At 70.4% G+C, this 25,285-nt stretch carries 21 protein-coding genes; 3 read left to right on the top strand and 18 right to left on the bottom strand.

Annotated elements, in window-relative coordinates; translation table 11 throughout:
* Window positions 1–55: 55 nt before the first annotated feature.
* The 7 genes from OG408_RS28320 to OG408_RS28290 all read right to left on the bottom strand — a co-directional run bounded on the left by OG408_RS28320 (window position 56) and on the right by OG408_RS28290 (window position 8,383).
* The gene (locus tag OG408_RS28320; RefSeq protein WP_326672683.1) at window positions 56–1,474 is read right to left on the bottom strand and encodes a GH1 family beta-glucosidase; all 1,419 of its coding nucleotides are present in this window, start codon (window positions 1,472–1,474) and stop codon (window positions 56–58) included.
* 31 nt (window positions 1,475–1,505) lie between these two features.
* The gene (locus tag OG408_RS28315; protein WP_266783240.1) at window positions 1,506–2,522 is read right to left on the bottom strand and encodes an ABC transporter ATP-binding protein; all 1,017 of its coding nucleotides are present in this window, start codon (window positions 2,520–2,522) and stop codon (window positions 1,506–1,508) included.
* Complete coding sequence (locus OG408_RS28310; protein WP_326672680.1) at window positions 2,519–3,535, bottom strand: ABC transporter permease; 1,017 nt, start codon at window positions 3,533–3,535, stop codon at window positions 2,519–2,521. The genes OG408_RS28315 and OG408_RS28310 overlap by 4 nt, the downstream gene beginning before the upstream one ends.
* A gap of 5 nt (window positions 3,536–3,540) precedes the next feature.
* Window positions 3,541–4,521, bottom strand: a complete 981-nt coding sequence (locus OG408_RS28305; protein WP_266783236.1) for an ABC transporter permease — start codon at window positions 4,519–4,521, stop codon at window positions 3,541–3,543.
* A complete protein-coding gene (locus OG408_RS28300) occupies window positions 4,518–5,579 on the bottom strand; it encodes an ABC transporter ATP-binding protein (protein ID WP_285567145.1) in 1,062 nt (353 codons plus the stop codon). Before OG408_RS28300 ends, OG408_RS28305 begins: the two co-directional genes overlap by 4 nt.
* Window positions 5,580–5,618: 39 nt before the next feature.
* Window positions 5,619–7,295 (bottom strand): ABC transporter substrate-binding protein, encoded by a 1,677-nt coding sequence (locus OG408_RS28295; RefSeq protein WP_266783232.1) that lies wholly within the window; start codon window positions 7,293–7,295, stop codon window positions 5,619–5,621.
* Window positions 7,296–7,408: 113 nt separating this feature from the next.
* Window positions 7,409–8,383 (bottom strand): LacI family DNA-binding transcriptional regulator, encoded by a 975-nt coding sequence (locus OG408_RS28290; protein ID WP_266783230.1) that lies wholly within the window; start codon window positions 8,381–8,383, stop codon window positions 7,409–7,411.
* Window positions 8,384–8,673: 290 nt separating this feature from the next.
* Between OG408_RS28290 and OG408_RS28285 the strand changes: the two genes are divergently transcribed.
* Window positions 8,674–10,542, top strand: coding sequence for a lectin (locus tag OG408_RS28285; protein WP_326672676.1), 1,869 nt, complete (start codon window positions 8,674–8,676; stop codon window positions 10,540–10,542).
* Between the two features lie 61 nt (window positions 10,543–10,603).
* On the opposite strand, the gene cimA is transcribed toward OG408_RS28285, so the two are convergent.
* The 8 genes from cimA to OG408_RS28245 form a co-directional block, all read right to left on the bottom strand.
* Window positions 10,604–12,211, bottom strand: coding sequence for a citramalate synthase (gene cimA, locus OG408_RS28280; protein ID WP_266783226.1), 1,608 nt, complete (start codon window positions 12,209–12,211; stop codon window positions 10,604–10,606).
* A 278-nt stretch (window positions 12,212–12,489) separates the two neighbouring features.
* A complete protein-coding gene (locus OG408_RS28275) occupies window positions 12,490–13,821 on the bottom strand; it encodes an MFS transporter (RefSeq protein WP_266783224.1) in 1,332 nt (443 codons plus the stop codon).
* 98 nt (window positions 13,822–13,919) lie between these two features.
* Window positions 13,920–14,528, bottom strand: coding sequence for a TetR/AcrR family transcriptional regulator (locus OG408_RS28270; protein WP_266783222.1), 609 nt, complete (start codon window positions 14,526–14,528; stop codon window positions 13,920–13,922).
* Window positions 14,529–14,531: 3 nt separating this feature from the next.
* Window positions 14,532–15,545 carry an agmatine deiminase family protein gene (locus OG408_RS28265; protein WP_326672672.1) on the bottom strand — a complete coding sequence of 338 codons (1,014 nt, stop codon included), beginning with the start codon at window positions 15,543–15,545 and terminating at the stop codon, window positions 14,532–14,534.
* A gap of 14 nt (window positions 15,546–15,559) precedes the next feature.
* Entirely contained in the window at window positions 15,560–17,248 is a 1,689-nt protein-coding gene (locus OG408_RS28260) for an urease subunit alpha (RefSeq protein ID WP_326672670.1), read from the bottom strand.
* The gene (gene ureA / locus OG408_RS28255) at window positions 17,245–17,925 is read right to left on the bottom strand and encodes an urease subunit gamma (RefSeq protein ID WP_326672668.1); all 681 of its coding nucleotides are present in this window, start codon (window positions 17,923–17,925) and stop codon (window positions 17,245–17,247) included. Before ureA ends, OG408_RS28260 begins: the two co-directional genes overlap by 4 nt.
* Window positions 17,926–18,086: 161 nt before the next feature.
* On the bottom strand, window positions 18,087–19,175 hold the full coding sequence (locus OG408_RS28250) for a branched-chain amino acid aminotransferase (protein WP_266783214.1): 1,089 nt from the start codon (window positions 19,173–19,175) through the stop codon (window positions 18,087–18,089).
* Window positions 19,176–19,417: 242 nt separating this feature from the next.
* A complete protein-coding gene (locus OG408_RS28245) occupies window positions 19,418–20,458 on the bottom strand; it encodes a 3-isopropylmalate dehydrogenase (RefSeq protein ID WP_266783213.1) in 1,041 nt (346 codons plus the stop codon).
* Between the two features lie 130 nt (window positions 20,459–20,588).
* Between OG408_RS28245 and OG408_RS28240 the strand changes: the two genes are divergently transcribed.
* Window positions 20,589–22,166, top strand: a complete 1,578-nt coding sequence (locus tag OG408_RS28240) for a purple acid phosphatase family protein (protein WP_266783211.1) — start codon at window positions 20,589–20,591, stop codon at window positions 22,164–22,166.
* Window positions 22,167–22,185: 19 nt separating this feature from the next.
* On the opposite strand, the gene OG408_RS28235 is transcribed toward OG408_RS28240, so the two are convergent.
* Window positions 22,186–22,317, bottom strand: a complete 132-nt coding sequence (locus OG408_RS28235) for a hypothetical protein (protein WP_261991728.1) — start codon at window positions 22,315–22,317, stop codon at window positions 22,186–22,188.
* A 259-nt stretch (window positions 22,318–22,576) separates the two neighbouring features.
* The gene (locus OG408_RS28230; protein ID WP_266783209.1) at window positions 22,577–23,461 is read right to left on the bottom strand and encodes a LysR family transcriptional regulator; all 885 of its coding nucleotides are present in this window, start codon (window positions 23,459–23,461) and stop codon (window positions 22,577–22,579) included.
* Window positions 23,462–23,574: 113 nt separating this feature from the next.
* On the opposite strand from OG408_RS28230, the gene OG408_RS28225 reads away from it, so the two are divergent.
* Complete coding sequence (locus OG408_RS28225; RefSeq protein ID WP_326672665.1) at window positions 23,575–24,585, top strand: NADP-dependent oxidoreductase; 1,011 nt, start codon at window positions 23,575–23,577, stop codon at window positions 24,583–24,585.
* 49 nt (window positions 24,586–24,634) lie between these two features.
* Here the strand turns inward: OG408_RS28225 and OG408_RS28220 are convergent, their stop codons facing one another.
* Complete coding sequence (locus OG408_RS28220; protein ID WP_326672663.1) at window positions 24,635–25,192, bottom strand: GNAT family N-acetyltransferase; 558 nt, start codon at window positions 25,190–25,192, stop codon at window positions 24,635–24,637.
* Window positions 25,193–25,285: the final 93 nt, after the last annotated feature.

Here is a 25,285-nt window from a genome sequence, read left to right as displayed (position 1 = left end):
GGTGGGGCTCCCGTTCGTATCCAAGGAGGCTGCGCGGCCACGCGCGCGGGCGCGGCTACGCGTTGCGGGTGAGGTGGATGGTGTCGCGGTACCACTTGGCGCTGTCCTTGAGCGTCCGCACCTGCGTGTCGTAGTCGACGCGGACGATGCCGAATCGCTTGTCGTAGCCGTAGGACCACTCGAAGTTGTCCATCAGCGACCAGGCGAAGTACCCCCGGACGTCGGCCCCCTGAGCGCGGGCGTCGGCGACGGCGGCGATGTGGTCGGCGAGATAGGTGGTGCGGTCGGCGTCGTGGATCTCGCCGTCCGCGGAGACGGTGTCGTCGAACGCGGCACCGTTCTCGGTGATGACCGTCGGGAGGGCGTAGTCCTTCTCCAGACGGACCAGCAGGTCGGTGAGGGCCGTGGGGGTGATCTCCCAGTCCATGGCGGTACGGGGCAGCTCGCGCTCCACGACCCGGGTGACGGGCAGCCCTTCGGCGTCCGTCGTCGCGCCGTCCTCGGTCACGCCGGAGAACAGCGTGCCGCGGTAGAAGTTGACGCCGAGGACGTCCAGCGGGGTCGCGATGACGGCCAGGTCGCCTTCGTGGACGGGGAGTTCGATGCCCTGGGCGGCGAGGTCGGTGACGATGTCCTCGGGGTAGGCGCCCTTGACGACGGGGTCCAGGTAGAGACGGGCACCGAGCCCGTCGGCGCGGCGGGCCGCCTCGGCGTCCTCGTGGCTGTCGGTCTCCGGGGTGGCGGTCCCGAGGTTGAGGGTGATGCCGAGTTCGAGCTCGTTGCCGCGGGCGTCGGCCTGCTCCCGCAGGTACTGCGAGGCGAGGCCGTGGCCCAGCAGCAGGTGGTGGACGGCGTGGATCGCCTCGCCGAGGTTCTTCCGGCCGGGGGCCTGGGCGCCGTAGGCGTATCCGAGCATCGCCGAGCACCACGGCTCGTTCAGCGTGGTCCAGTGCTTCACCCGGTCGCCCAGGGCGTCGTAGGCGAGGGCGGCGTACTCGGCGAAGCGGTAGGCGGTGTCGCGGGCCGGCCAGCCGCCCGCGTCCTCCAGCTCCTGCGGCAGGTCCCAGTGGTAGAGGGTGATCCACGGGGTGACGCCCTTGGCGTCGAGCTCGTCGACCAGACGCTTGTAGAAGTCCAGTCCCTTGGCGTTGGCGGGGCCGCGGCCGCCCGGCTGGATGCGGGGCCAGGCCAGCGAGAAGCGGTAGGTGTCGACGCCCAGGTCGGCGATCAGCGCGACGTCCTCGGGCATCCGGTGGTAGTGGTCGCAGGCCACGTCGCCGTTCTCACCGCGGACGACCATGCCCGGCACCCTGCTGTACGTGTCCCAGATGGACGGCGTTCTGCCGTCCTCGGCCGCCGCGCCCTCGATCTGGTACGCGGCTGTGGCGACGCCCCAGCGGAAGTCGGCGGGCAGACCGGGTACGGCCTGGGCGGCGATCTCGCGGGCGTAGGCCTGGGGGGTGACGAGGTTCATGGTTCTCCTGTGGTGTGCGGTGCGTATGTCGCTACGAACGGGCGACTGCGGGGGCCGGGGCCTCCCGGTGGAGCCAGCAGGCCACCGAGCGCGAGCCGTCGCTCCCGTCCGGGGCGGCGAGCACCGGGACGTGGCTGTCGCAGGCCTCGACCTTCTTGGCGCAGCGGGGGTGGAAGGCGCAGCCGGCCGGCATCGCGGACAGGTGCGGGGGCGAACCGGGGATGCCGCTGAGCTCGCGGCGGGGTCCGTGCAGCGCGGGGAAGGAGTGCAGCAGTCCGTCGCTGTAAGGGTGGTGGGGGTCGCGGTAGATCTCGGACGCGCCGGCCTCCTCGACGATCCGGCCGCCGTACATGATCGCGATCCGGTCGGAGAACTCGATGAGGAGCGAGATGTCGTGCGTGATGAAGACGACCGAGAAGCCGAGCTCCTCGCGGAGCCTGACGAGCTGGCGCAGGATCTGGCGCTGCATGACGACGTCGAGTGCGGTGGTGGGCTCGTCCATGATGACGATCTCGGGTTCCAGCGCGAGCGCCATCGCGATCATCACGCGCTGGCGCATGCCGCCGGACAGCTGGTGCGGATAGGCGCCGAGCCGGTCGGCGGAGATGCCGACGAGGTTCAGCAGCTCCCTGGCCCGCGCGGTCCGTGCCGCCTTCCGCATCTCCGGGCGGTGGGCCTGGAGTACGTCGGTGAGCTGGCTGTGGACCGTGTGGACCGGGTTCAGGGAGTTCATCGCGCCCTGGAAGACGATCGACAGCTCCTGCCAGCGGAAGGCGCGGAGCTCGGGTGCCGACAGGGTCAGCAGGTCGAGCTTCTGGCCGTCGCGCTGGTGGTAGTGGACCTCGCCGCCGGTGATGACGCCGGGCGGGGAGAGCAGCCGGGTGACGGCGTAGGCCAGGGTGGACTTGCCGGAGCCCGACTCGCCCGCGAGGCCGAGGACTTCGCCCCGGTGCAGGGTGAGGTCGATGTCGCGCAGGGCGTGCACGGCGTCGGACCCGGTCCCGTAGTCCACGTTGAGGCCGCTGATGGTGAGGACGGGCTCGCTCATGAGCGGGGCTCCTTCTCGGAGGTGCCCGTACGGGCCACGGGGGTGAAGCCGGCCTCGGAGGTGCCCGTACGGGCCACGGGGGTGAAGCCGACGCGCATGCGGACCTTCCGGGAGCCGCCGGTCTCGGTACGCAGGCGCGGGTTGACGAATTCGTCGATGCCGAAGTTGATGAGGGCGAGCGACATGCCGAGCAGCGCGATGCAGAGCCCCGCGGGGACGAACCACCACCAGGCGCCCTGGGCGAGTGCCTGGTTGGACTGCGCCCAGAAGAGCACGGTGCCCCAGTTCCAGTTCGAGATGTCGGCGACGCCGATGAAGGCGAGCGTGATCTCGGAGAGGATCGCGAAGATGACCGTGCCGACGAAGCCCGAGGCGATGACGGCGGTCAGGTTGGGCATCACCTCGAAGAGGATGATCCGCCAGGTCGACTCACCGGTGGCCCGGGCCGCCTCGACGTAGTCCCGGCGGCGCAGCGAGAGCGTCTGGGCGCGGAGCACCCGGGCGCCCCAGGCCCAGGAGGTGAGGGCGATGACGGCCGCGATCAGGAGGTCGCCGGTGTCGGTGACGAAGCTGGCGATGATGATGATCAGCGGCAGTCCGGGGATGACGAGGAAGACGTTGGAGAGCAGCGAGAGCACCTCGTCGGCGGTGCCGCCGAGGAAGCCGGCGCTGACCCCGATGAGCACGGAGAGGATCGTGGCGAGGATGCCCGCTATGAAGCCGACGACCAGGACGCCGCGAGTGCCGACGAGGATCTGCGAGAGCACGTCCTGACCGGTCTGCGTGGTCCCGAACCAGTGGGATCCGGAGGGCGGCTGGAGCAGTTCTTTGCCCATCGTGTCGGGGTCGTACGGGGCGATCCACGGGCCGATGACGGCGATCAGCACGAAGAAGAGCAGGATGCACAGTCCGACGACGGTCTTGCGTCCGCGCAGGAAGCGGAACCTGCGCTTGCTTGCGGCCGGGGTCTCGATCGCGTCGAGTACGGCGACCTCTGTGGCGGTGACAGCCATGTGTCCTAGGCCTCCCTTCGGGTACGGGGGTCGAGGAGCATGTAGAGGACGTCGGCGAGGAGGTTCGCCGCGAGGACGGAGAGCGTGATGATGAGGAAGATGCCCTGCATGAGGGGATAGTCCTTGGCGCCGACGCCCTGGAAGAGCTGGTAGCCGATGCCCGGGTAGGAGAAGACCATCTCCACCAGGAGCGTGCCGCCGACGATGAAGCCGAGCGAGAGGGCGAAGCCGGAGATGTTGGGCAGGATGGCGTTGCGTGCCGCGTAACCGAACATCACCCGGCGCTCGGAGAGGCCCTTGGCCTGGGCGACCATGACGTAGTCCTCGCTGGACACCGTCACCATCATGTTGCGCATGCCGAGGATCCAGCCGGCCACGGCGCTGAGGACGATCGTGAACCCGGGCAGCACCCCGTGGTACAGCGCGCTGGAGATGAACGGCCAGTCGAAGGCGGGCACCAGCGAGTTGTCGTAGCCGCCGTCGGCCGGGAACAGCGGCCACTTCACCGCGAACAGCGAGATGGCGATCAGTCCGAGCCAGAAGTACGGGATGGCGGAGATGAAGGTGGTGACGGGCAGCAGGCTGTCCATCCAGGAGCCGCGCCGCCAGCCGGTGAAGACCCCGATGCCGGTGCCGAGCACGAAGCTGATCAGCGTGGTGATGCCGACGAGGGCGAGGGTCCAGGGCAGCGACTGGGCGATGACCTCGCTGACCGGCGTCGGGAAGAAGGTGAAGGAGAGCCCGAGGTCGCCGTGGAGCAGGTGCGACCAGTAGTCGGTGTACTGCTCCCAGATCGACTGCTTCTTGTCGAGGCCGAACAGGGCCTTGAGCGAGGCGATGGCGTTGGTGTCCAGCTGGCCCTGGAAGCGGGCGATGAGCGACTGGACGGGGTCACCGGGCATCATGCGCGGAATGAGGAAGTTGATCGTGATGGCGGCCCAGGCCGTGACCAGGTAGAAGGCGAGCCGTTGGAGCAGGAACTTCACTTCGCAGCCTCCTTCTCGTGGTCGTCGGTGCGGGCGGCGCCGGTGCCGTCGTACAGCCAGCAGGCGGCCCACTGGCCGTCGGCCAGGTCGAAGCGCGGCGGGAGTTCGGTGCGGCAGCGCTCCATCGCCTTGGGGCAGCGGGGGTGGAAGCGGCAGCCGGCCGGCGGGTCGATGAGCGACGGGGGCTCGCCGCTGCCGGTCTCCTCCTGCTCCTCCTCGTCGACGACCCGGTCGGGGTCGGGAGCCGAGGCGATCAGCAGCTGGGTGTAGGGGTGCGCGGGGCGCTGGGTGACGGTCTCGCTGTCACCGCCCTCCACGATCCGGCCCGCGTACATCACGAGCGTGGAGTCCGCGAAGTAGCGGGCGGACGCGATGTCGTGGGTGATGTAGAGGATCGCGAGGTGCATGCGGTCCTTGAGGTCCTTGAGCAGGTTGAGCACTCCGAGCCGGATCGAGACATCCAGCATCGAGACAGGCTCGTCGGCGAGGAGGACCTGGGGGTCGGCGCCGAGCGCGCGGGCGATGGCCACGCGCTGGCGCTGACCGCCCGACAGCTCGTGCGGGAACTTGTCCAGATACTGATGAGGAGGAGTCAGCTGGACGCGGTTCAGCAGAGCGGTCAGGTTCTGTTCCAGTTCCGCCTCGCCGCTGCCCGCCCGGCCGTGGATCTTCAGGGCACGGGTGAGGTGGTAGCGCACGGTGTGCACCGGGTTCAGCGAGGCGAACGGGTCCTGGAAGATGAGCTGGACCCGGCGTACGTAACTGCGGAAGGACCGGCCACGTCCGGCCTTCACCGGCTGGCCGCCCAAGTGGATCTCGCCCTTGGTGAGCGGATACAGCTGCGCGAGCAGTCTGGCGACGGTGGACTTCCCGGAGCCCGACTCCCCCACCAGTGCCGTGACGGTGCCGCGCCGCAGTTGCAGCGAGACGTCGTCGACGGCGTGGACGGTACGGCGCTTGCCCGCGAGGAGATCGCGGCCGGTGCGCCGCACGGCGAAGTGTTTGGTGACTCCGCGTGCTTCGAGCACGACGTGGTTCTTTTCGAGCTGTTCAGACATGGCCGGTACCTGGATCCCTGGGGTGTGAGGCCGACGGCCCTACTTCGACGGCTTGAGCTTCAGCACGACTTCCAGCGCCGAGCGCTGGGTGTGCTGCGGGTCGGCGTACGGGTCGGCCTCGGTGGGCCAGCCCACCCAGTTCTTGGTGGAGTACTCGGCCCCGATGGGGGCGGCGGCGGTGGGAATCATCGGCGCCTCCTCGACCATGATCTTCTGGAGGGTGTTCATGGCGGCGGTGCGGGCGGTGTCGGTCGTGGCGTTGGCGAAGTCCTTGAGCGCCTCGGTGGCCTCGGGGCTCTTGAAGCGGCCGAAGTTGCCGAGCTGGGAGGCCTTGCCGATCGGCTGGAGCAGCGCGCCGTCCATGATGTTCTGGTACATGTCGTAGGGGGTGGCGCCGCTGTTGGTCCAGTGCAGGGTGGCGTCGAAGTTGCCGTTGGCGACGTCCGCGCCCCAGGCGTCGGCGGTCTGCGTCTTGACCTTGGCCTCGATGCCGATCTTCTTGATGTTGTCCTTGATGATCGACAGGCCCGTGATGTAGTCGTTCCAGCCCGCCGGGTCGGTGAAGGTGAGCTTCACCGCCTTGCCGCTCGGGTCCTTCAGCACACCGCCGCTGAGCGTGAAGCCGGCCTTCTCCAGGACCTTCTTGGCGCCCTCGACGTCAGGCTTCGTCGTGGCGCTCTTGTACTCGGGGGCGATGAAGGACTGGCCGGCCGGCAGCGGAATGCCGGTGGGGCTGGTGATCTCCGGGTAGAGCGTCGCCTCGGCCTGGGTGTAGATGGCGTTGCGGTCGACGACCATCGCCATGGCCTTGCGCAGCGCCGGGTTGTCGAACGGCTTACGGGTGGTGTTGAACCAGAGGCCGTGGATGCCGAGCCCGGAGGGGAACCACAGCTTGTGGTTCTTCGGGTCCTTGGCGATGAACAGCTTCTTGTAGTCCGGCATGAAGACGAACGACCACTCGAGCTTGCCGCTGGCCAGCGCGGTGGTGGCGGCGTTGTTGTCGTTGTACGTGCTGTAGCGCAGCTCCTTGACCTTCGTCTCGCCCTTCCAGTACGTGGGCGTGGCGGTCAGCGTGGTGGTCTGCGGGGTGAACGTCTTGAGCTTGTACGGGCCCGAGCCGACGGGCGTGCGGTTGGGCCAGGTCTCCGGGTTCTTGACGCCTTCCCAGATGTGCTTGGGCACGACGAACTGCTGGAGGATCTTGTTCTGGTTGACGTACTGCGAGTCCTCGAAGGTCAGAACGACCTTCTTGCCCTGGACCTCGACCCCGTCGTACGCGATGCCGTCACCGTTGAGCGCCGGGTGCTTCTTCAGCAGGTTGAAGGTGTACGCCACGTCGTCCGCGGTCACCGGCTTGCCGTCGGCCCACTTCGCCTTGCCGTCCAGGGTGAAGGTGAGCTTGGTGAAGTTGAGCTCCCACTGCCAGTCCGACGCGAGCCACGGGTCGGCCTTGGCGGTGGGCCGGATCTGGCTCACCATCGCCAGCGGCTCGTAGATCATGAAGCGGTAGCCGAGGGTGGCGCCGGCCGAGGTGTTCAGGAACGGGTTGCTGTTGTTCGTCTGCGGCCCGTCCGGCTTGCCGATGTTCAGGACACCGGAGGCGCCGCTGCCGCCCTTCTTGTTGTTCGAGTTGGCTGACGAGCATCCGGCGGCGAGCGCGACCACCGCGGTGGCGAGCGCGACCGCTCTGAGCGTGTGGTGACGGCGTGCGGACATGGCGACTCCAGGAGGGACTGGCGGGTCTGGGAGATCCGGAAACGGGCAGCGCTCGGCGCGCCGGGTACGGGCGGTACGGGTGGTGCGGGTGCGGACGGGCCGGGGGCCCGCCGCTAGGGCGCCGAGTGGCGCACGACCAGTTCGGTGGGCAGCACGACCGGTGCGTCGGGTACCGGTGTGCCGCCGAGGTGGGAGAGCAGCATCCGTGCGGCCGTCTCACCCATCTGCCGGGTGGGCTGGCGCACGGTGGTCAGGGGCGGTTCGGTGTGCTCGGCCATCGGGATGTCGTCGAAGCCGACCACCGCGATGTCGCCGGGCACGGTGCGCCCCGCGGCGCGCAGCGCCCGCAGCACACCTGCCGCGGTGATGTCGTTGTGCGCGAAGACCGAGTCGAACTCCGCGCCGGAGGCCAGGAGCTCCTCCACGGCGACGCGGCCGCAGCGTTCGGTGAAGTCCCCGCGGAAGACGAGCTCGGTGGGCAGGACGGAGACGAACCCCGCCAGCCGGTCGCGTACGCAGCCGAAGTCCTGGGGGCCGGTGATGACCAGCGGCCTGGTGCGGCCGGCAGCCCGCAGATGGCGGGCGGCCGACGCGCCTCCTTCGTGGTTGGTGGTCACGACGGAGGGGAATTCGGGGTGGTGGCCGCGATCGTCGATCAGCACGATCGGCAGGCCGCCGCGGTGCAGTGCGGTGAGGTGGTCGAGGGTGTTCTCGGGTTCGACGACGACCAGTCCGTCGAAGGCGCGCGCCGACACCTGGCTGGTGAAGCGCTCCACGGACTCGGCCCCGCGGTTGCAGGTGAAGAGCAGCAGCCCGTAGTCGGCGGCCTCGACGGTGTCGACGACGCCCTGCAGTACCTCGCCCATCCACGGCCAGGTCAGCGAGGGCACCAGCATGCCGACCGTGCGGCTGCTGCCGCGGGCCAGACCGACGGCGCCCGAGCTGGGCACGTAGCCGAGCTGTGCGATCACTTCACGAACACGGGCAGCCGTCGAACCGTCCACTTCGCCCTTGGTGTTGATGACCCGGGACACGGTCGTCTTGCTGACGCCGGCCTCGCGGGCGACATCAGCGATGGTGACTCGCATCGGGGGCCTCCAGGGACACAACGGACAGAGCGAACGGCCGGCTGTGGAACCGGTACCGCAACCGGTTCCGGAACCGGTACCGGCGTTGGTGGCGTGAGTTAACCCCGCTGGAACAGAGCCGTCAATACTTCACGTCGAGATTGGTCCGTACCCATCCTCGGAGCGGCCAGGAACGCCCTTGCGTTCAATTCCTGAACGCGCATCCTCTTGACGTGGGCACGTAAGAGCAGTTCACTCCCGTCTCGTCCGACGGCACGATCCCCACGCTCCCGCCGAGGAAGGCATCAGCCATGATCCGATCAGGAAGGGCGGCGAGGGCGCTGCTCGCCGCCGTGCTCGCGACCGCCGGGCTCACCGGACTCTCGTCCGGCACCGCGCAGGCCGCGGGCGAGACGGTGAACATCGCCCTGACCACCACGGACGACGCGGGCGGCCGCCATGTCACCCGGGGCCTGGAGGCCCAGACGCCGGTCGCCTTCGGCGCGGGGAACGGCGGTGGCGGCACGAACATCACGGTCGACGAGAACACCACCTACCAGACCTTCACCGGCGGCGGCGCCTCGTTCACCGACACCGCCGCGTACCTGATGAAGAGCAGCGGGGCGCTGAGCCAGGCGACCCGGGACGCCACGATGAAGAAGCTCTTCTCCCCCACGGAGGGCATCGGGCTCTCGTTCGTACGCAATCCGATGGGCGGTTCGGACCTGGCGCGGTACGGCTACACGTACGACGACATGCCCGCCGGGCAGAGCGACCCGTCGCTGGCGAACTTCTCGATCGCACACGATCTGGAGGACGTGCTGCCGCTGACGAAACAGGCCAGGCAGCTCAACCCGGCGCTGACGACGGTGGCCTCGCCGTGGACCGCCCCGGCCTGGATGAAGGACAACGGCCAGCTGAACGGCGGCTGGCTGAAGGCGGAGAACTACGGCGCCTACGCCGACTACTTCGTGAAGTACCTCCAGGCCTACCGGGACCAGGGCGTGCCGGTCGACTACGTCACCGCGCAGAACGAGCCGACGTGCTGCGGCGGTTACCCCTCGATGAGCTGGAACGGCTCCGGCCTGGCCTATTTCACCAAGAGCGAGCTGCTGCCCAAGCTGGCATCGGCCGGCCTGGCGACCAAGGTGCTGGCGCACGACTGGAACTGGGACACCTACGACGCGTACGCCGCGGCCACCGTGGACGACGCGGCGGTGCGCAACCACCCCAACTTCGGCGGGGTGGCCTGGCACGGCTACGGCGGTGACGTCACCAAGCAGACGACGGTCCACGACCAGTACCCGACGACGGACGCGTTCCAGACGGAGCACTCCGGCGGCACCTGGGTCGCCGACCAGCAGCGCGAGGACATGACCAACATCATCGATTACACCCGCAACTGGGCGAAGTCGGTGACCAAGTGGTCCCTCGCGGTGGATCAGAACCGTGGCCCGCACAACGGCGGCTGCGGCACCTGCGACGGGCTGATCACCGTGCACGACGGGGACAGCCGGAGCGGGCAGGTCGACTACACCGTCGAGTACTACACGATGGGCCACCTGACCAAGTTCGTCCGCCCGGGAGCCTCCCGGATCGCCTCCACCGCCAGTTCCACCGTGCCCAACGTCGCCTGGCGCAACCCGGACGGCTCGAAGGCACTGATCGCGTACAACGGCGGCGGCCAGGCCCAGCAGGTGACGGTCAACTGGGGTGGCCAGAAGTTCACTTACTCGCTGCCCGGGCGCACTTCGGCGACCTTCACCTGGTCGGGGACGCAGTCGGGCGCACAGTCCGCATCGGGCGCCCTGTCCGGCTCCGGCGGCAAGTGCCTGGACGCGACGGGCAACACCGGCGCCGACGGCACGCCCGTGCAGATCTGGGACTGCACGGGAGCGGCCAACCAGCGCTGGACCGTCCAGGGCGACGGCTCGGTCCGCTCGCTCGGCGCCTGCCTGGACGTGACCTCGGGCTCGACGGCGAACGGGGCGAAGGTGCAGCTGTACACCTGCAACGGCTCCGCCGCGCAACGCTGGACGTACAACCCTTCAACGGGCGACGTCGTCAACACGGCCGCCGGCAAGTGCCTCGACGTGACCGGCCAGTCGACGGCGAACGGGGCGCGCACCCAGATCTGGACGTGCACCGGGGCGGCCAACCAGAAGTGGCACCTGGGGTAGCTGCCCGCACGCACCTGGACCGCGGGCCGGAGAGCCGGCCCGCGGTCCGGGTGCGTCCGTGCTACTCGGTCGGCTCGATCCCCGCGCGCAGCAGCCCGAAGGTGTACGCGTCCTCCAGCGCCTGCCAGGACGCGGCGATGACGTTCTCGGCGACCCCCACGGTCGCCCAGTCGCCGGTGCCGTCGCCCGTGGTGATCAGGACGCGGGTGGTGGAGTCGGTGCCGGTGCGGCCCTCCAGGATGCGGACCTTGTAGTCCATCAGCTCCAGCTTGGCGAGCTGGGGGTAGATCCGCTCCAGGGCGACGCGCAGCGCCCGGTCCAGCGCGTTGACCGGGCCGTTGCCCTCGGCCGTGGCGACGATCCGCTCGCCCTTGGACCACAGCTTCACGGTCGCCTCGTTGGCGTGCGTCCCGTCGGGGCGGTCCTCGACGATGGCGCGCCAGGACTCGGTGCGGAAGTACCGGCGTACCCGCCCCTCGGCCTCGGCGCGCAGCAGCAGCTCGAAGGAGGCGTCGGCCGCCTCGTAGGTGTAGCCCTTCAGCTCGCGCTCCTTGACCCGCTCGACGACGCGGCCGATCAGCTCGCGGTCGCCGCCGAGGTCGATCCCGAGCTCCTGGCTCTTGAGCTCGATGGAGGCGCGGCCCGCCATGTCGGAGACGAGCATCCGCATGGTGTTGCCGACCAGTGCGGGGTCGATGTGCTGGTACAGGTCCGGGTCGACCTTGATCGCGGAGGCGTGCAGCCCGGCCTTGTGCGCGAACGCCGAGACTCCGACGTAGGGCTGGTGGGTGGACGGCGTGAGGTTGACGACCTCGGCGATGGCGTGCGAGACGCGGGTCATGTCGGCGAGCGCGCCCTCGGGCAGCACGGTCTTGCCGTACTTCAGCTCCAGCGCGGCGACGACGGGGAAGAGGTTGGCGTTGCCGACCCGCTCGCCGTAGCCGTTGGCGGTGCACTGGACATGGGTGGCGCCCGCGTCGACGGCGGCCAGGGTGTTGGCGACGGCGCAGCCGGTGTCGTCCTGGGCGTGGATGCCGAGGCGGGCGCCGGTGTCGGCCAGGACGGTGGCGACGACGGCCTGGACCTGGGCGGGGAGCATCCCGCCGTTGGTGTCGCAGAGGATGACGACGTCGGCGCCGGCCTCGGACGCGGCCTTGACGACGGACTTGGCGTACTCGGGGTTGGCGCGGTAGCCGTCGAAGAAGTGCTCGCAGTCGACGAAGACCCGGCGGCCCTGTTCGCGGAGGTGGGAGACGGTGTCGCGGACCATCTCCAGGTTCTCCTCCAGCGTGGTGCGCAGGGCGAGCTCCACATGGCGGTCGTGCGACTTGGCGACCAGGGTGATCACCGGGGCGCCCGACTCCAGCAGCGCCTTGACCTGCGGGTCCTCGGACGCCTTGCCGCCGGCCCGGCGGGTCGCGCCGAAGGCGACCAGCTCGGCGTTCCTGAACTCGATCTCCTGGCGCGCGCGGGCGAAGAACTCGGTGTCGCGGGGGTTGGCGCCCGGCCAGCCGCCCTCGATGAAACCGACGCCGAAGTCGTCCAGGTGCCGGGCGATGGTCAGCTTGTCCGCGACCGTCAGGTTGATGCCTTCACGCTGGGCACCGTCGCGCAGCGTGGTGTCGAAGACATGGAAACTGTCGTCGCTGGGCTTGGCCTTGGTGGTCATGCTGGTCTGACTCCTGTCGGATGAGTGGATCCGGACGATCTGATTCCACTTGCCCCCATCATCCCGCGTGCCTCGTCCCGGTCCGTGGTGAGGGCCGGAAAACAAAAAACCCCTCGCGGGTGCGAGAGGTCTGCGCGCGGGCCTGGGGCACGGTGGCCGTGCCGTACATGGTGGTACGGGACGGTCACTGCGGACCGGCGCGCCTGTTGCCAATAATCATGACGAACGAGGACACGGAGGCAGTCTGGCACAGGACCGCCTCCGTGCTCCGCCCCGTCTCAGGATGCGGGCGTGACGCTCGTCGCCCCGGCCGGTGCCGCCTGCTCGCCGGAACGCCCGGCGGCGACCCGGTTCAGGTCGATGTCGCGGGTCTCGCGCATCGTCAGGTAGACGACCAGGGAGACCGCGGCGCAGCCGGCCACGTACCAGTAGAAGCCGGACTCGATCCCGGCGTTCTTGAACCACAGGGCCACATACTCGGCGGTGCCGCCGAACAGCGCGTTGGCGACGGCGTACGAGAGACCGACGCCCAGGGCGCGGATGCCCGTCGGGAACAGCTCGGCCTTCACACAGGCGTTGATGGAGGTGTATCCGGTGATCACCAGCAGCGCCAGCAGCGCGAGCCCGAAGGCGGGCCAGAAGGTGTCGGCGTGCTTGAGCATCGTCATGATCGGCACGGTCAGGAAGGTCGAGCCGACCGCGAAGGTGATCAGCAGCGGGCGGCGGCCGATCCGGTCGGAGAGCATCCCGGCCAGCGGCTGGACGCACATGAAGACGAACAGCGCGCAGAAGCTGACGAGCGAGGCGGTCGACTTGTCCATGCCGGCGCTCTTGGAGAGGAACTTCGTCAGATAGGTCGTGTACGTGTAGTAGGCGACGGTCCCGCCCATGGTCAGGGCCATCACCAGGAACGCCTCGCGCCGGTGCTGCCAGAGCACCTTCAGCGTGCCGCGGTCCTGCTGCTCGGCGGCGCCCGACCCGGCGTACACCTCGGTCTCCAGCATGGAGCGGCGCAGGTAGAACACGATGGCGGCACCCAGCGCGCCGACGACGAACGGGATGCGCCAGCCCCAGCTGTGCAGGGCCGCCTCGGACATGTTGCGCTGCAGGACGATCTGCAGGCCGAGGCCGACGAGCTGTCCCGCGGTCATGGACACGTACTGGAAGCTGGAGGCGAAGCCGCGCTTCTCCGGCGCGGAGGCCTCGGTGAGGTACGTGGCGCTGGCCGCGTACTCGCCGCCGACGGACAGCCCCTGGAGCAGCCGCGCCAGCATCAGCACGGCGACGCCGCCGTACCCGGCGACGTCGTAGGTCGGCGCGATCGCGATGAGGATCGCGGAGGCCGACATGAGGGTGACGGTCAGGGTGAGCGCGGCCTTGCGGCCCTTGCGGTCACCGATCCGGCCGAGCAGCCAGCCGCCGACCGGCCGCATGAAGAAGCCGACGGCGAAGATGCCCATGGTGTTCATGAGGTTGGCGGTCTCGTTGCCTTCGGGAAAGAACGAGTCCGCGAAGTAGACCGCGAAGGTCGCGTACACGAACCAGTCGAACCACTCGACCATGTTGCCGGCCGAGCCGACCCAGATTTTCTTCCACTGCTCTCGTCCCATGGTTGGCCACCGTGCCCGAACCGCCGGAAGTCCAACAAGGGTGCAGGGCGCAACGATCGCGCGTACTTACGTGCGTTGCGTTCACGAACAGGTGAGGCTCAGCCGCCGGCGGTCAGCGAGTCGTCGATGAACTCCCGGACCAGGGACAGCGCCTGGTCCCGGCCGGTGCCCGGGAGGCCGACCGCCACATGGACGCTGAAGCCGTCCAGGAGGGCGCGCAGCCGGGTGGCGACGCGGTCGGCGTCCACCGGGCGGAACTCCCCGCGCGAGGCCCCCTCGGCGAGCAGCGCCACCAGGTCGCGGTGCCAGGCCCCCTCGATCGCGGCCTGCCGGGCCCGGGCGTCGTCGTCGGCGTCGCGCGAGCGGTTCCAGACCTCCAGCCAGAGCGTCCAGTGCGGGTCGCGGTGGCCGTCGGGCAGGTAGAGACCGATGTACGCGTCGAGCCGCTCACGGACCGTGCCCGGCCGCGACAGCAGCCGGCGCCGCTCGGCCCCGAGCCGGTCCTCGCTCCACTCCAGGGTCCGCAGCAGCAGCTCGTCCTTGGTGCGGAAGTAGTAGAGGAGGTGGCCGCTGCTCATGCCGACCTCGCGGCCGAGCCCGGCCATGGTGAGGCCGTCGAGGCCGCGGGCGGCGACGGTGGCCATGACGGCGGCGAGCACGTCCTCGCGGGGCGGGGCGGTGTTGCGGCGGCGCGGGGCGGGGGGCACGGTTCAGACCTTCGGCTGCTGCTGGGTGATGCAGTGGATGCCGCCGCCCCCGGCGAAGATCGCGCGGGCGTCGACGAGTGTCACCGTACGGCCGGGGAAGAGGCGGCGGAAGATTCCGGCGGCGAGCTCGTCGCGCGTATCGCCGAAGGCGCACAGGACGACGCCGCCGTTGCAGAGGTAGTGGTTGATGTAGGAGTAGTCGACCCACTCCCCGCCGGCCCGCAGCACGGTGGGCGCCGGGACCTCCACGACCTCCAGCGGCCGCCCCTTCGCGTCGGTCGCGGCGCGCAGCACGCGGACCGTCTCCCGGGTGATCTCGTGGTCCGGATGGGCCGGGTCCGGCTGGACGTGGGCGACGACGGTGCCGGGGCGGGCGAAGGCCGCGACGATGTCGACATGGCCGAGGGTGCCGTACGTGCCGTAGTCGCCCGCCAGCCCCCGGGGCAGCCAGATCGCCTTCTCGGTGCCCAGGCGCGCGTGCACCTCGGCTTCGACCTGCTCGCGGGTCCAGCCGGGGTTGCGCTCCTTGCCGAGCTGGACGGTCTCGGTGAGCAGGACGGTGCCCTCCCCGTCCACGTGGATGGCACCGCCCTCGTTGACCAGCGGCGAGCTGTGCACCGGGACACCGGCGAGAGCGGCGACCGAGCGGGCGATGTGCCGGTCGTGGTCCCAGCGGGCCCAGTCCTGGGCGCCCCAGCCGTTGAACGTCCAGTCGACGGCGGCCAGTTCGCTGCCGTCGGTGACGAAGGTGGGGCCGATGTCGCGCATCCAGGCGTCGTCGAGCGGGCGCACGGCCAGCTCCACGTCCGGGCCGAGGAGGGCGCGGGCGCTGTCCTCCTGGCCGGGGCCGACGACCATCGTGACGGGTTCGAAGCGGCGGACGGCCCGGGCGACGCGGGCCCAGGCGCGGCGGGCCTCGTCGAGTTCGGCCGCGGTCTCGAAGGTGGGGTTGGGGCCGGGCCAGGCCATCCAGGTGCGTTCGTGCGGGGCCCACTCGGGGGGCATGCGGAAGGTCATGGGAGCACAGGTCCTTACAGGAAGTAGAGCCGGTTGAGGGAGACCGAGTCGGCGGGCTCCGAGCTCAGCGGGTCGCCGTCCAGGGTGACGAGCCCGCTGCGCGCGTCCACGTCGACCTCTCCGGTACGGGAGTTGAGGCGCAGGTCGGCGGGGCCGATGCCGCGGGTGCCGCGGACGCCCACGCGCCGGCGCCGGGTCGGCATGGCGTCCGCGCCCAGCTGGGTGGCGGCCTGCGAGACGAAGGCGACCGAGAGATCGGCGGCGGTCGCCCCGTGCGCGCCGAACTGCGGCCCCAGCACCAGGGGTTCACAGGTGTCGGTGGCGGCGTTCGGGTCACCGGTGACCCCGTACGCCGGGAAGCCGGACTTGAGCACCAGCTGCGGCTTCGCCCCGAAGAACTCGGGGCGCCACAGCACGATGTCGGCGAGCTTCCCCGTCTCGATGGAACCGATCTCGTGCGCGAGGCCGTGGGCGATGGCCGGGTTGACGGTGAGCTTGGCGATGTACCGCAGCACGCGGGCGTTGTCGTCGCCCGGCCCGTCGCCCTCCATCGGCCCGAGTTCGGCCTTCATCTTCCCGGCCATGGCGAAGGTGCGGCGGACGGTCTCGCCGGCCCGTCCCATGCCCTGGGCGTCGGACGAGGTGATCCCGATGGCGCCGAGGTCGTGCAGCACGTCCTCGGCGCCCATCGTCCCGGCCCTGATCCGGTCACGGGCCATGGCGGCGTCACCCGGCAGGTCCGTCTTCAGGTCGTGAACGGAGACGATCATCCCGTAGTGCTCGGCGACCGCGTCCCGGCCGAAGGGCAGGGTGGGGTTGGTGGAGGAGCCGATGACGTTCGGCACGCCCGCCATCTTGAGCACGTTGGGGACGTGGCCGCCGCCGCAGCCCTCGATGTGGAAGGCGTGGATGGTGCGCCCCTCCAGGACGCGCAGGGTGTCCTCGACCGACAGGCACTCGTTCAGCCCGTCGCTGTGCAGGGCCACCTGGACGTCGTACTCCTCGGCGACGCGCAGCGCGGTGTCCAGGGCGCGGGTGTGCGCGCCCATGTCCTCGTGGACCTTGAAGCCGCAGGCCCCGCCCTCGGCGAGCGCCTCGACGAGCGGCGCCTGGTGCGAGGAGGAACCGCGGCCCAGGAAACCGATGTTGACCGGCCAGGCGTCGAACGCGTTGAAGGCGTGGCGCAGGGCCCACGGCGAGTTGACGCCGACGCCCCAGACCGGGCCGAACTCCTGGCCGATGATCGTGGTGACGCCGGAGGCGAGCGAGGCCTCCATGATCCGCGGCGAGAGCAGATGGACATGGGTGTCGACCGCGCCTGCCGTGGCAATCATGCCCTCACCGGACACGATGGACGTGCCAGTGCCGACGACGACGTCCACACCGTCGAGGGTGTCCGGGTTCCCGGCCCGGCCGATCGAGGAGATGCGGCCCTCGCGGATACCGATCGAGACCTTCCGGACGCCCTGCACGGCGTCGATGACCAGCACGTTGCTGATCACGACATCGCAGGTCTCCCGGACGGCGGCGGCCTTGAGGTGGATTCCGTCGCGGGCGGTCTTGCCGAATCCGGCGAGGAACTCGTCGCCCGGCTTCTGGGCGTCCGACTCGACCCGGACGATCAGCCCGGAGTCACCGAGCCTGACCCGGTCGCCGGCGCGCGGGCCGTGCACGGAGGCGTACTCGTGCGGATCGATGCTCATCGTGCCGCTCCCAGGTATCCGCAGGCCGCCGCGCGCCGCAGCGCCTCCTCGCGTACGCCGGGGGCGTCGAGCGGTCCGTCGACCAGCCCGGCGAACCCGATCGCGACGCGGTCGCCGCCGATGGGCACGAGGCCCACCTCGGCCGACTCCCCCGGTCCGAAGCGGGCGGAGGAGCCCGCGGGCACGCAGAGCCGCATGCCGTACGCCGCGGCCCGGTCGAAGTCGAGCCGCGGGTTGGCCTCGAAGAAGTGGAAGTGCGAGGTCACGGAGACGGGGACGGTCGCGGTGTTGTGGACGGTCAGCCGCAGCACTGGCTCCGGCCCGGGCGTCGCGGGTCCGGGGACGACGGCGCCGGGCGCCTCGTCGCCGAGGCCCTCGCCCAGCGGCCGGGAGACCACGGCGAGCCGCGAACCGTCGTCGAAGACGGCCTCCACATGGACCTCGGTGACGACGTCGGCGACCCCGGGCAGCACATCGTCCGGGCCCAGCACCCGGCGCGCGGCCTCGATCGCCTCGGCGAGCCGGCGCCCGTCGCGGGCGGCCTCGCAGACGGTGTCCGCGATCAGGGCGGTGGCCTCAGGGACGTTGAGCCTCAGCCCGCGGGCCCGGCGGGCCCGGGCCAGCTCGGCGGCGCCGAAGAGCAGCAGCCGGTCGCGTTCGGTCGGGGTCAGTCGCACGTCGTCGCACCTCCTGGTTAGAGCAGCACTCTAACCAGGAGGCCGGTGGAAATGAAACCGTTGACGATGCGTTTCGAGCGACGCTCCAAGTCCTGGCGGACAAAAAAAGGCCGCGCCCCCGGGGGCGCGGCCTTCTTGTGCGGGCGGGTGGAGCGTGGCGGCTAGCCGAGCGGGTGCATCCAGCCGTGGGCGTCCTCGGCGGTGCCGCGCTGGATGTCCAGCAGGCGCTCGCGCAGCCCGAGCGTGACCGGGCCGGGCGTGCCGTCGCCCTGGGTCCACTCGCCGCCGGCGCTCTTCACGATGCCGACAGGGGTGATGACGGCGGCGGTGCCGCAGGCGAAGACCTCGGTGAGGGTGCCGTTCGCGGTGTCGTCGCGCCACTGGTCGATGGAGACGCGGCCCTCCTCGGGCTCGTAGCCGAGGTCCTGGGCGAGCCTCAGCAGCGAGTCGCGCGTGATGCCCGCGAGCAGGGAGCCGGTCAGGGCCGGGGTGACGATCTTGTTCCCGTACACGAAGTACAGGTTCATCCCGCCGAGCTCCTCGACCCACTTGTGCTCGACGGCGTCGAGGTAGGCGACCTGGTCGCAGCCCTTCGCGGCGGCCTCGGCCTGGGCGAGCAGGGACGCGGCGTAGTTGCCGCCGGTCTTGGCGTCGCCCATGCCGCCGGGGACGGCGCGGACGCGGTCCTCGGAGAGCCAGATGGAGACGGGCTTCACACCGCCGGGGAAGTAGGCGCCGGCCGGCGAGGCGATGACCAGGAAGAGGTACTCGTTGGACGGCCGCACACCGAGACCGACCTCGGTCGCGATCATGAACGGGCGCAGGTACAGCGACTCCTCGCCGCCGTGCTCCGGGACCCAGGCCGCGTCCTGGCGGACGAGCGCGTCGCAGGCGGCGACGAACGTCTCGACGGGCAGCTCCGGCATGGCCAGCCGGTTCGCGGAACGCTGGAAGCGCTCGGCGTTGGCCTCGGGGCGGAAGGTGGCGACCGTGCCGTCGGGCTGGCGGTAGGCCTTCAGACCCTCGAAGATCTCCTGGCCGTAGTGCAGCGTCATGTTGGCGGGGTCGATCGACAGCGGCGCGTACGGGACGAGCTGGGCGTCGTGCCAGCCGCGGCCTTCGGTCCACTTGATCGTCACCATGTGATCGGTGAAGTAGCGGCCGAATCCGGGCTTGACCAGGATCGCCTCGCGCTCCGCGTCGGACAGCGGGTTCGAGGAGGGCTTGAGCTCGATCGTGGGCGTCGTCATGAGTGCGTGTCCTTCACCGGTTTTGTGTGTGTAGGACCACGCCCGCGCCAGCTCCTGTCGGACAGGTGCTAGGACGTCCGAGCTTCGCGGCAAGCCACGGTCCCGTTCGATTATCTCTCGTGGGTGGCCGTGCACGAAATGACGTGAATGCGGTCCAGGGTTCGATGGTGACACCCGGGGCCGCACAGGAGAAGCCGCCGGGTGCGTGTGCGACCCGGCGGCTTCTTGAGGGAGTCGTCGGATCAGCCCGCTACGCGTACCGCGAGCGCGTCGCCGATCTCGTCGGTGGTACGGGCGGTCCCGTCGCGCTCCGCGAGGTCGGCGGAGACGGCGTCCTCGATGCGCACGGCCTGGGCCTCGTAGCCGAGGTGGCGCAGCAGGAGGGCGACGGAGAGGATCGTGGCCGTCGGGTCGGCCTTGCCCTGGCCCGCGATGTCGGGGGCGGAGCCGTGGACCGGCTCGAACATCGAGGGGAAGGCGCCCGTCGGGTTGATGTTGCCGGACGCGGCCAGGCCGATGCCGCCGGAGACGGCCGCGGCGAGGTCGGTGAGGATGTCACCGAAGAGGTTGTCGGTGACGATGACGTCGAAGCGCTCCGGCTGGGTGACGAAGAAGATCGTCGCCGCGTCGACGTGCAGGTAGTCGGTGGTGACCTGGGGGTACTCGGCCGCGACCTTGTCGAAGGTGTTCTTCCACAGGTGGCCCGCGTAGACGAGGACGTTGTTCTTGTGGACCAGCGTCAGCTTCTTGCGGGGGCGGGCGGCGGCGCGCTCGAAGGCGTCACGGACCACGCGCTCCACACCGAAGGCCGTGTTGAGGCTGACCTCGGTGGCGACCTCGTGCTCCGTGCCGGTGCGCAGCGAACCGCCGTTGCCGGTGTACGGACCCTCGGTGCCCTCGCGGACGACGACGAAGTCGATCTCCGGACGGCCGGCCAGCGGGGTGTCCGTGTTCGGGAACAGCTTCGACGGCCGCAGGTTGATGAAGTGGTCGAAGGCGAATCGCAGCTTCAGCAGCAGCCCGCGCTCCAGCACGCCGGAGGGCACGGACGGGTCACCGATCGCACCGAGCAGGATGGCGTCGTGGCCCTTGAGGGCCTCCAGCTCCGCGTCCGGGAGGGTTTCACCGGTGCGGTGCCAGCGCTGGGCGCCGAGGTCGTACTCCTTGGTCTCCAGCTTCACATCCTGCGGGAGAACAGCGTTGAGGACCTTGAGTCCCTGGGCCACGACCTCCTGGCCGATACCGTCACCGGGGATCACTGCGAGATTGATGCTGGGAGCCATGTCCGGCACGATACTGCGCGTCCCACCCCATGACACGTCACGTCCACTATACGGACACATGGGCAGCTGTACGTGTACCGTTCACCTACTCGACGGAATGCCGTCAGGGAACGGGTGGAGGTTGTCGCCCATGGACATCCCCCGTTTCGGCATCCCCGAGAAGCTCGCCGACCGCATGAGCATGGCCGAGCAGCACGAATACCTCCGCACCCGGCTGACGCGGCGCGGGGTGCTGCGCACGAGCGTGGCCACCGCGGCCGTGGCCGGCGCCGGCCTCGGCACCTCGCTCGTCTCCCCGGCCTCGCCGGCGTATGCCGCTCCGACGACACTCACTTCGCGCAGCTCCACCCGGGTGGACGGCTCGCTGGTCGCGCCGTTCGGCCGGCACCTGGCCTACGGCGCCGACCCGAGGACGCAGATGGCGGTCTCCTGGCAGGTCCCCTTCGCGGTGCGCCGCCCGTACATCCGCATCGGCCTCAAGCCGTGGGCGCTGAGCCGGAAGATCGACGCCGAGGTGCGCCACCTGACGACACCGCGGCTGAACGACGGCAAGATCGCGGCCGCCGAGCAGTTCTACGTGCACGCCGGCCTGGAGCGGCTTAAGCCCGGCACGACGTACTACTACGGCGTCGGCCACGACGGCTTCGACCCGGCCGACACCCGCAACCTGGGCACGCTCGGCACCTTCACCACCGCGCCCTCGCGCGCGGAGAAGTTCACCTTCACGGCCTTCGGCGACCAGGGCGTCAGCTACCACGCGCTCGGCAACGACCAGCTGATCCTGGGCCAGAACCCGGCCTTCCACCTGCACGCGGGCGACATCTGCTACGCCGACCCGTCGGGCTCCGGCCAGAGCAGCGACACCTACGACGCCCGCACCTGGGACCAGTTCCTGGCGCAGACGGAGACGGTGTCCAAGACCGTGCCGTGGATGGTGACGACCGGCAACCACGACATGGAGGCCTGGTACTCGCCGGACGGCTACGGCGGGCAGAACGCCCGCTGGACCCTGCCGGACAACGGCCCGGACCCGGTGAACCAGCCCGGCGCCTACTCCTTCGTGCACGGCAACGTCGGCGTGATCGCGCTCGACGCCAACGACGTCTCGTACGAGATCCCGGCCAACTTCGGCATCAGCGGCGGCAAGCAGACCCGCTGGCTGGACCGGCGGCTGGGCGAACTGCGGGCCCGGCACGACGTGGACTTCCTGGTGGTCTTCTTCCACCACTGCGCCTTCTCCACGACCAACGCGCACGCCTCGGACGGCGGGGTGCGCGACGCCTGGGTGCCGCTCTTCGAGAAGCACCAGGTGGACCTGGTCATCAACGGGCACAACCACGTCTACGAGCGCACCGACGCGATCCTGAAGAACGCGGTGCAGCGCAAGGTGCCGATCGGCGAGCGCACCGACCCGACGCGGGACGGCATCGTGTACGTCACCGCGGGCGGCGCGGGCAAGGCGCTCTACGACTTCCCGGCGCCCGACAGCTACGAGGGACACGTCGCGGATGCGGAGAGCGTGAACACGTACCACGTGGTCAAGGGCGGCGGCAGGGCCACCGAGACCGTGGAGTGGTCGCGGGTGCGCTACACCGGCTTCTCGTTCCTCGCGGTGGAGGTGGAGCCCGGCCGGCACGCGCGCATGAAGGTCACCGCGCTCGCCGAGTCCGGCGAGCGCATCGACCACTTCGAGATCAGCCGCGGCTGATCCCGGTGACGGCTTCCGGTCAGTGACCGGTGGAGCCGCCGTTGTCCCTGCGGTCGAGAGCACGCTGCAGGGCGGCGGCGGCATTCTGCCGCTCCGACTCGGTCGGGCGGTGGGTGTGACGGACGCGGCGGCGGACAGTGGTCTCGGCCATGGTGGATCGACTCCTTGAGATCGCGAGGATTTCGAGATCGAAAAATCGTGAACGTGATGTCGAGATCAGGGATTTCGAGGCGCCGGAAGGGGCGGGGAGCAGGCGCCGCAGGGGTTGCCTGCTTCGGGGCGCGCGCTCACGACCGCCAGTCGCTTGATCTAGCGAGACGTTCGGCTTCTACAAAGCTAGGGCAGCCGAGCCGGTCTGTCTCCACAATTACTCGGACTTCCTACTATCTGAGACGGAGGTTTACCCGCGCTCACCCGCCGCTCACTCTCAGCTCCCTGATGAGCGCCCGCACGGCGAGTGATCGTGCCAGCTCAGGGGTGGTGACGTAGCCCACGGACCGGGTCGGGCGGTCCGGCCCGAGAGCGGTGATCGCGACGGTGTCCGGTGCTCCTTCCAGGGACAGTCCGGGCATGATCGCCATCCCGAGACCACGGGACACCATCGAGAGCACCGCTCCGTCGTCCTCGGCCTCCATCGTCGCGTGCGGGATCCAGTCCTGGGCGGACCACCAGTCCCGGGTGTACGAGGTGCAGCTCTCCGCCCAGTCGAGCAGCGGGAGCGTCCGCGGCGCCGGATGACCGGCCGGGTGCACCAGGGAGTACTCCTCCTCCCGCAGCACTCCCCCGACCAGTTCCTTCGGTACGGGGGAACTCGCGCCGATCGTCGCGATCCCCAGATCGGCGCGGCCGTCCAGGACCTCGCCCGCCGTGCCCCGGCCGACCTCCCGGACCACCCGGACCCTCGCGTCGATGCCGGGGTGGCGGGCCCTGAGCCGTTCCAGGGCGGGCGGCAGCAGATGGAGCGCGGCGCTGCGGAAGGCGGCGATCCGCAGCGGGCCTGCCGGTACGCCGGCTTCCCCCGGGCCGGCCGCCGCGGCACGCGCCTCGTCGCCCATCAGCTCCAGCAGCCGCAGGACGCGGCGGGCGTGCGCGACGGCGCTCGCGCCCGCGGCGGTGGGCCGGGCGCCCTTGCGGCCCCGGTCGAAGAGGACGGCGCCGATCCTGCCCTCGCTGGTGCGGACCGCGTGCGAGACGGCCGACTGCGTCATGCCCAGCGCCTCGGCGGCACCGGAGAAGCTGCCGGTCCTCTCGACCGCGATCATGATCCGCAACTCGTGCGGGCTCAGGTCGGTCATGGTGTGATCCCCCTCGTTCCCATGAAAGATCCATGAACGCCGCTCATGGAAACGGCCTTTCCATCGACGCAACCCACTGCCGGGCCGTTCGATTCCTTCCTACGGTCACTGCCATGACGACGACGCGCACGGCCCGCACCTTCCACCTGACCGCCCGCCCTTCGGGATTCCCCACCTCCGATCTCTTCTCGCTGGTCGAGTCCCCGGTCCCCTCCCCCGGTCCCGGCGAGGCCCTGGTGGAGAACCTCTACCTCTCCGTGGACCCGTACCACCGCGAGGAGATGGACAGCGGCTGGGAGCTGGACACCCCGCTGGAGGGCCGGGCCATCGGCCGGGTCACCGCCTCCCGCGACCCCGCACTCACCGAGGGCGACCTGGTCTTCCACCGGCACGGGTGGCGCACCCACGCCCTGGTCACCGCCGGGGTGTACGGCACCCGCGGGCTCCCCTCGTACGAAGGGGTGCCGCTGACCGCCCACCTCTCGATCCTCGGCGGCACCGGCCTGACCGCGTATGTGGCGCTCACCCGCACGCTGCGCTTCGAGGCGGGCCAGGACCTGTTCGTCTCGGCCGCCGCGGGCGGCGTCGGCACGGCGGTGGGCCGGATCGCCCGGCTCCTCGGCGCCGGACGGATCGTCGGCAGCGCGGGCTCGGCCGCGAAGGTCGCCCGGCTCACCGGTGAACTCGGCTTCGACGCCGCCTTCGACTACCACGACGGGCCCGTCGCGGAACTCCTGGCGAAGGCGGCCCCGGACGGGATCGACGTGGCCGTCGACAACGTGGGCGGCGACCATCTGGAGGCCGCGATCTCGGCGCTCCGCGACCACGGGCGGATCGCCTGGGTCGGCGCCATCGCCCAGTACCACTCGGCGGGCCGACCGCCCGCCGCCCCGCGCAACCTCTTCGACATGGTGGAGAAGAGCCTGCGTCTCGAAGGTGTGCTGGTCCGCAACTACACCGATGTGCAGGGAGAGTTGGAGGAGCTGCTAGTCCCGGAGCTGCGGAGCGGCCGGATCACCCCGGACGTCACGGTCGTCGACGGGTTCGAGCGGACGGTGGACGGTTTCCTGGGGATGCTGCGCGGCGAGAACACCGGCAAGATGCTGATCAGCACGGGCGCGTAGCCGCGACGGCCCGCTTCCCGGCCCGTCCGGCGACTGAGCGCGAGCACCGTCACAGCACGTCCCCGTCCCGCCAGTCGAAGACCAGCACGTCCGTGGCCGCTTCCCCGGCCGGCAGGACCGGAGCACCGCCGGCCCCCCGGACATAGGTGCTGCCCTCCTCGTCCGGCAGCCGCTCCACCCCGCGCGCCCCCTGCACGGCGATCCGTCCCGGCCACACCGTCCAGCCGCGCGCGGTGTACAGCGGGGCCCCGGCGGCCGACGCGGACAGGGCCCCGAAGACGTACGCCCCGTCGACGACCTCCTCCAGCGCGGCCATGACCCGCCCGCCGAGGCCCTCGCGCCGCCGGTCGGCGCGGACGGCCACGCCCTCCACGTAACCCACCCGGCGGGAACGCCCGGCATGGACCACCCGCCGCTGCACGACACTGCCGTGCGCGAGCAGCCCGCTCGCGTCGCGCACCCAGGCGTGGATGCCGCCGAGCGCGTGGTCCCAGTCGTCGGCGTCGAAGGTGCCCGCGAACGCGGTGTCCAGGAAGGCGTGGATCTCGTCGAGTGCGGCCGGGGACAGCCGGCAGGTGTGCGCGGTGTGCAGGGTCGGATCGGTCATGCGCCCCAGCCTCCCAGGCACCGCACCCACCGGGTACTCAGCCGCCGGTTGAGTACCCAAGCCGTGTCGAAGAACTGTGCGGCGCACGAGAGT

It is taken from the genome of Streptomyces sp. NBC_01257, from assembly GCF_035917255.1.
Lineage (GTDB): Bacteria > Actinomycetota > Actinomycetes > Streptomycetales > Streptomycetaceae > Streptomyces.
The sequence above is the reverse complement of the archived record's forward strand: the minus strand, read 5'-3'. Positions and strand labels throughout refer to the sequence as shown.

Bases quoted from the DNA above. Each gene is read 5' to 3' on its own strand.
- OG408_RS28320 (WP_326672683.1), bottom strand. From the start codon at position 1,474: ATGAACCTCGTCACCCCCCAGGCCTACGCCCGCGAGATCGCCGCCCAG.
- OG408_RS28315 (WP_266783240.1), bottom strand. From the start codon at position 2,522: ATGAGCGAGCCCGTCCTCACCATCAGCGGCCTCAACGTGGACTACGGG.
- OG408_RS28310 (WP_326672680.1), bottom strand. From the start codon at position 3,535: ATGGCTGTCACCGCCACAGAGGTCGCCGTACTCGACGCGATCGAGACC.
- OG408_RS28300 (WP_285567145.1), bottom strand. From the start codon at position 5,579: ATGTCTGAACAGCTCGAAAAGAACCACGTCGTGCTCGAAGCACGCGGA.
- OG408_RS28295 (WP_266783232.1), bottom strand. From the start codon at position 7,295: ATGTCCGCACGCCGTCACCACACGCTCAGAGCGGTCGCGCTCGCCACC.
- OG408_RS28290 (WP_266783230.1), bottom strand. From the start codon at position 8,383: ATGCGAGTCACCATCGCTGATGTCGCCCGCGAGGCCGGCGTCAGCAAG.
- OG408_RS28285 (WP_326672676.1), top strand. From the start codon at position 8,674: ATGATCCGATCAGGAAGGGCGGCGAGGGCGCTGCTCGCCGCCGTGCTC.
- cimA (WP_266783226.1), bottom strand. From the start codon at position 12,211: ATGACCACCAAGGCCAAGCCCAGCGACGACAGTTTCCATGTCTTCGAC.
- OG408_RS28275 (WP_266783224.1), bottom strand. From the start codon at position 13,821: ATGGGACGAGAGCAGTGGAAGAAAATCTGGGTCGGCTCGGCCGGCAAC.
- OG408_RS28265 (WP_326672672.1), bottom strand. From the start codon at position 15,545: ATGACCTTCCGCATGCCCCCCGAGTGGGCCCCGCACGAACGCACCTGG.
- OG408_RS28260 (WP_326672670.1), bottom strand. From the start codon at position 17,248: ATGAGCATCGATCCGCACGAGTACGCCTCCGTGCACGGCCCGCGCGCC.
- OG408_RS28250 (WP_266783214.1), bottom strand. From the start codon at position 19,175: ATGACGACGCCCACGATCGAGCTCAAGCCCTCCTCGAACCCGCTGTCC.
- OG408_RS28245 (WP_266783213.1), bottom strand. From the start codon at position 20,458: ATGGCTCCCAGCATCAATCTCGCAGTGATCCCCGGTGACGGTATCGGC.
- OG408_RS28240 (WP_266783211.1), top strand. From the start codon at position 20,589: ATGGACATCCCCCGTTTCGGCATCCCCGAGAAGCTCGCCGACCGCATG.
- OG408_RS28235 (WP_261991728.1), bottom strand. From the start codon at position 22,317: ATGGCCGAGACCACTGTCCGCCGCCGCGTCCGTCACACCCACCGCCCG.
- OG408_RS28230 (WP_266783209.1), bottom strand. From the start codon at position 23,461: ATGACCGACCTGAGCCCGCACGAGTTGCGGATCATGATCGCGGTCGAG.
- OG408_RS28225 (WP_326672665.1), top strand. From the start codon at position 23,575: ATGACGACGACGCGCACGGCCCGCACCTTCCACCTGACCGCCCGCCCT.
- OG408_RS28220 (WP_326672663.1), bottom strand. From the start codon at position 25,192: ATGACCGATCCGACCCTGCACACCGCGCACACCTGCCGGCTGTCCCCG.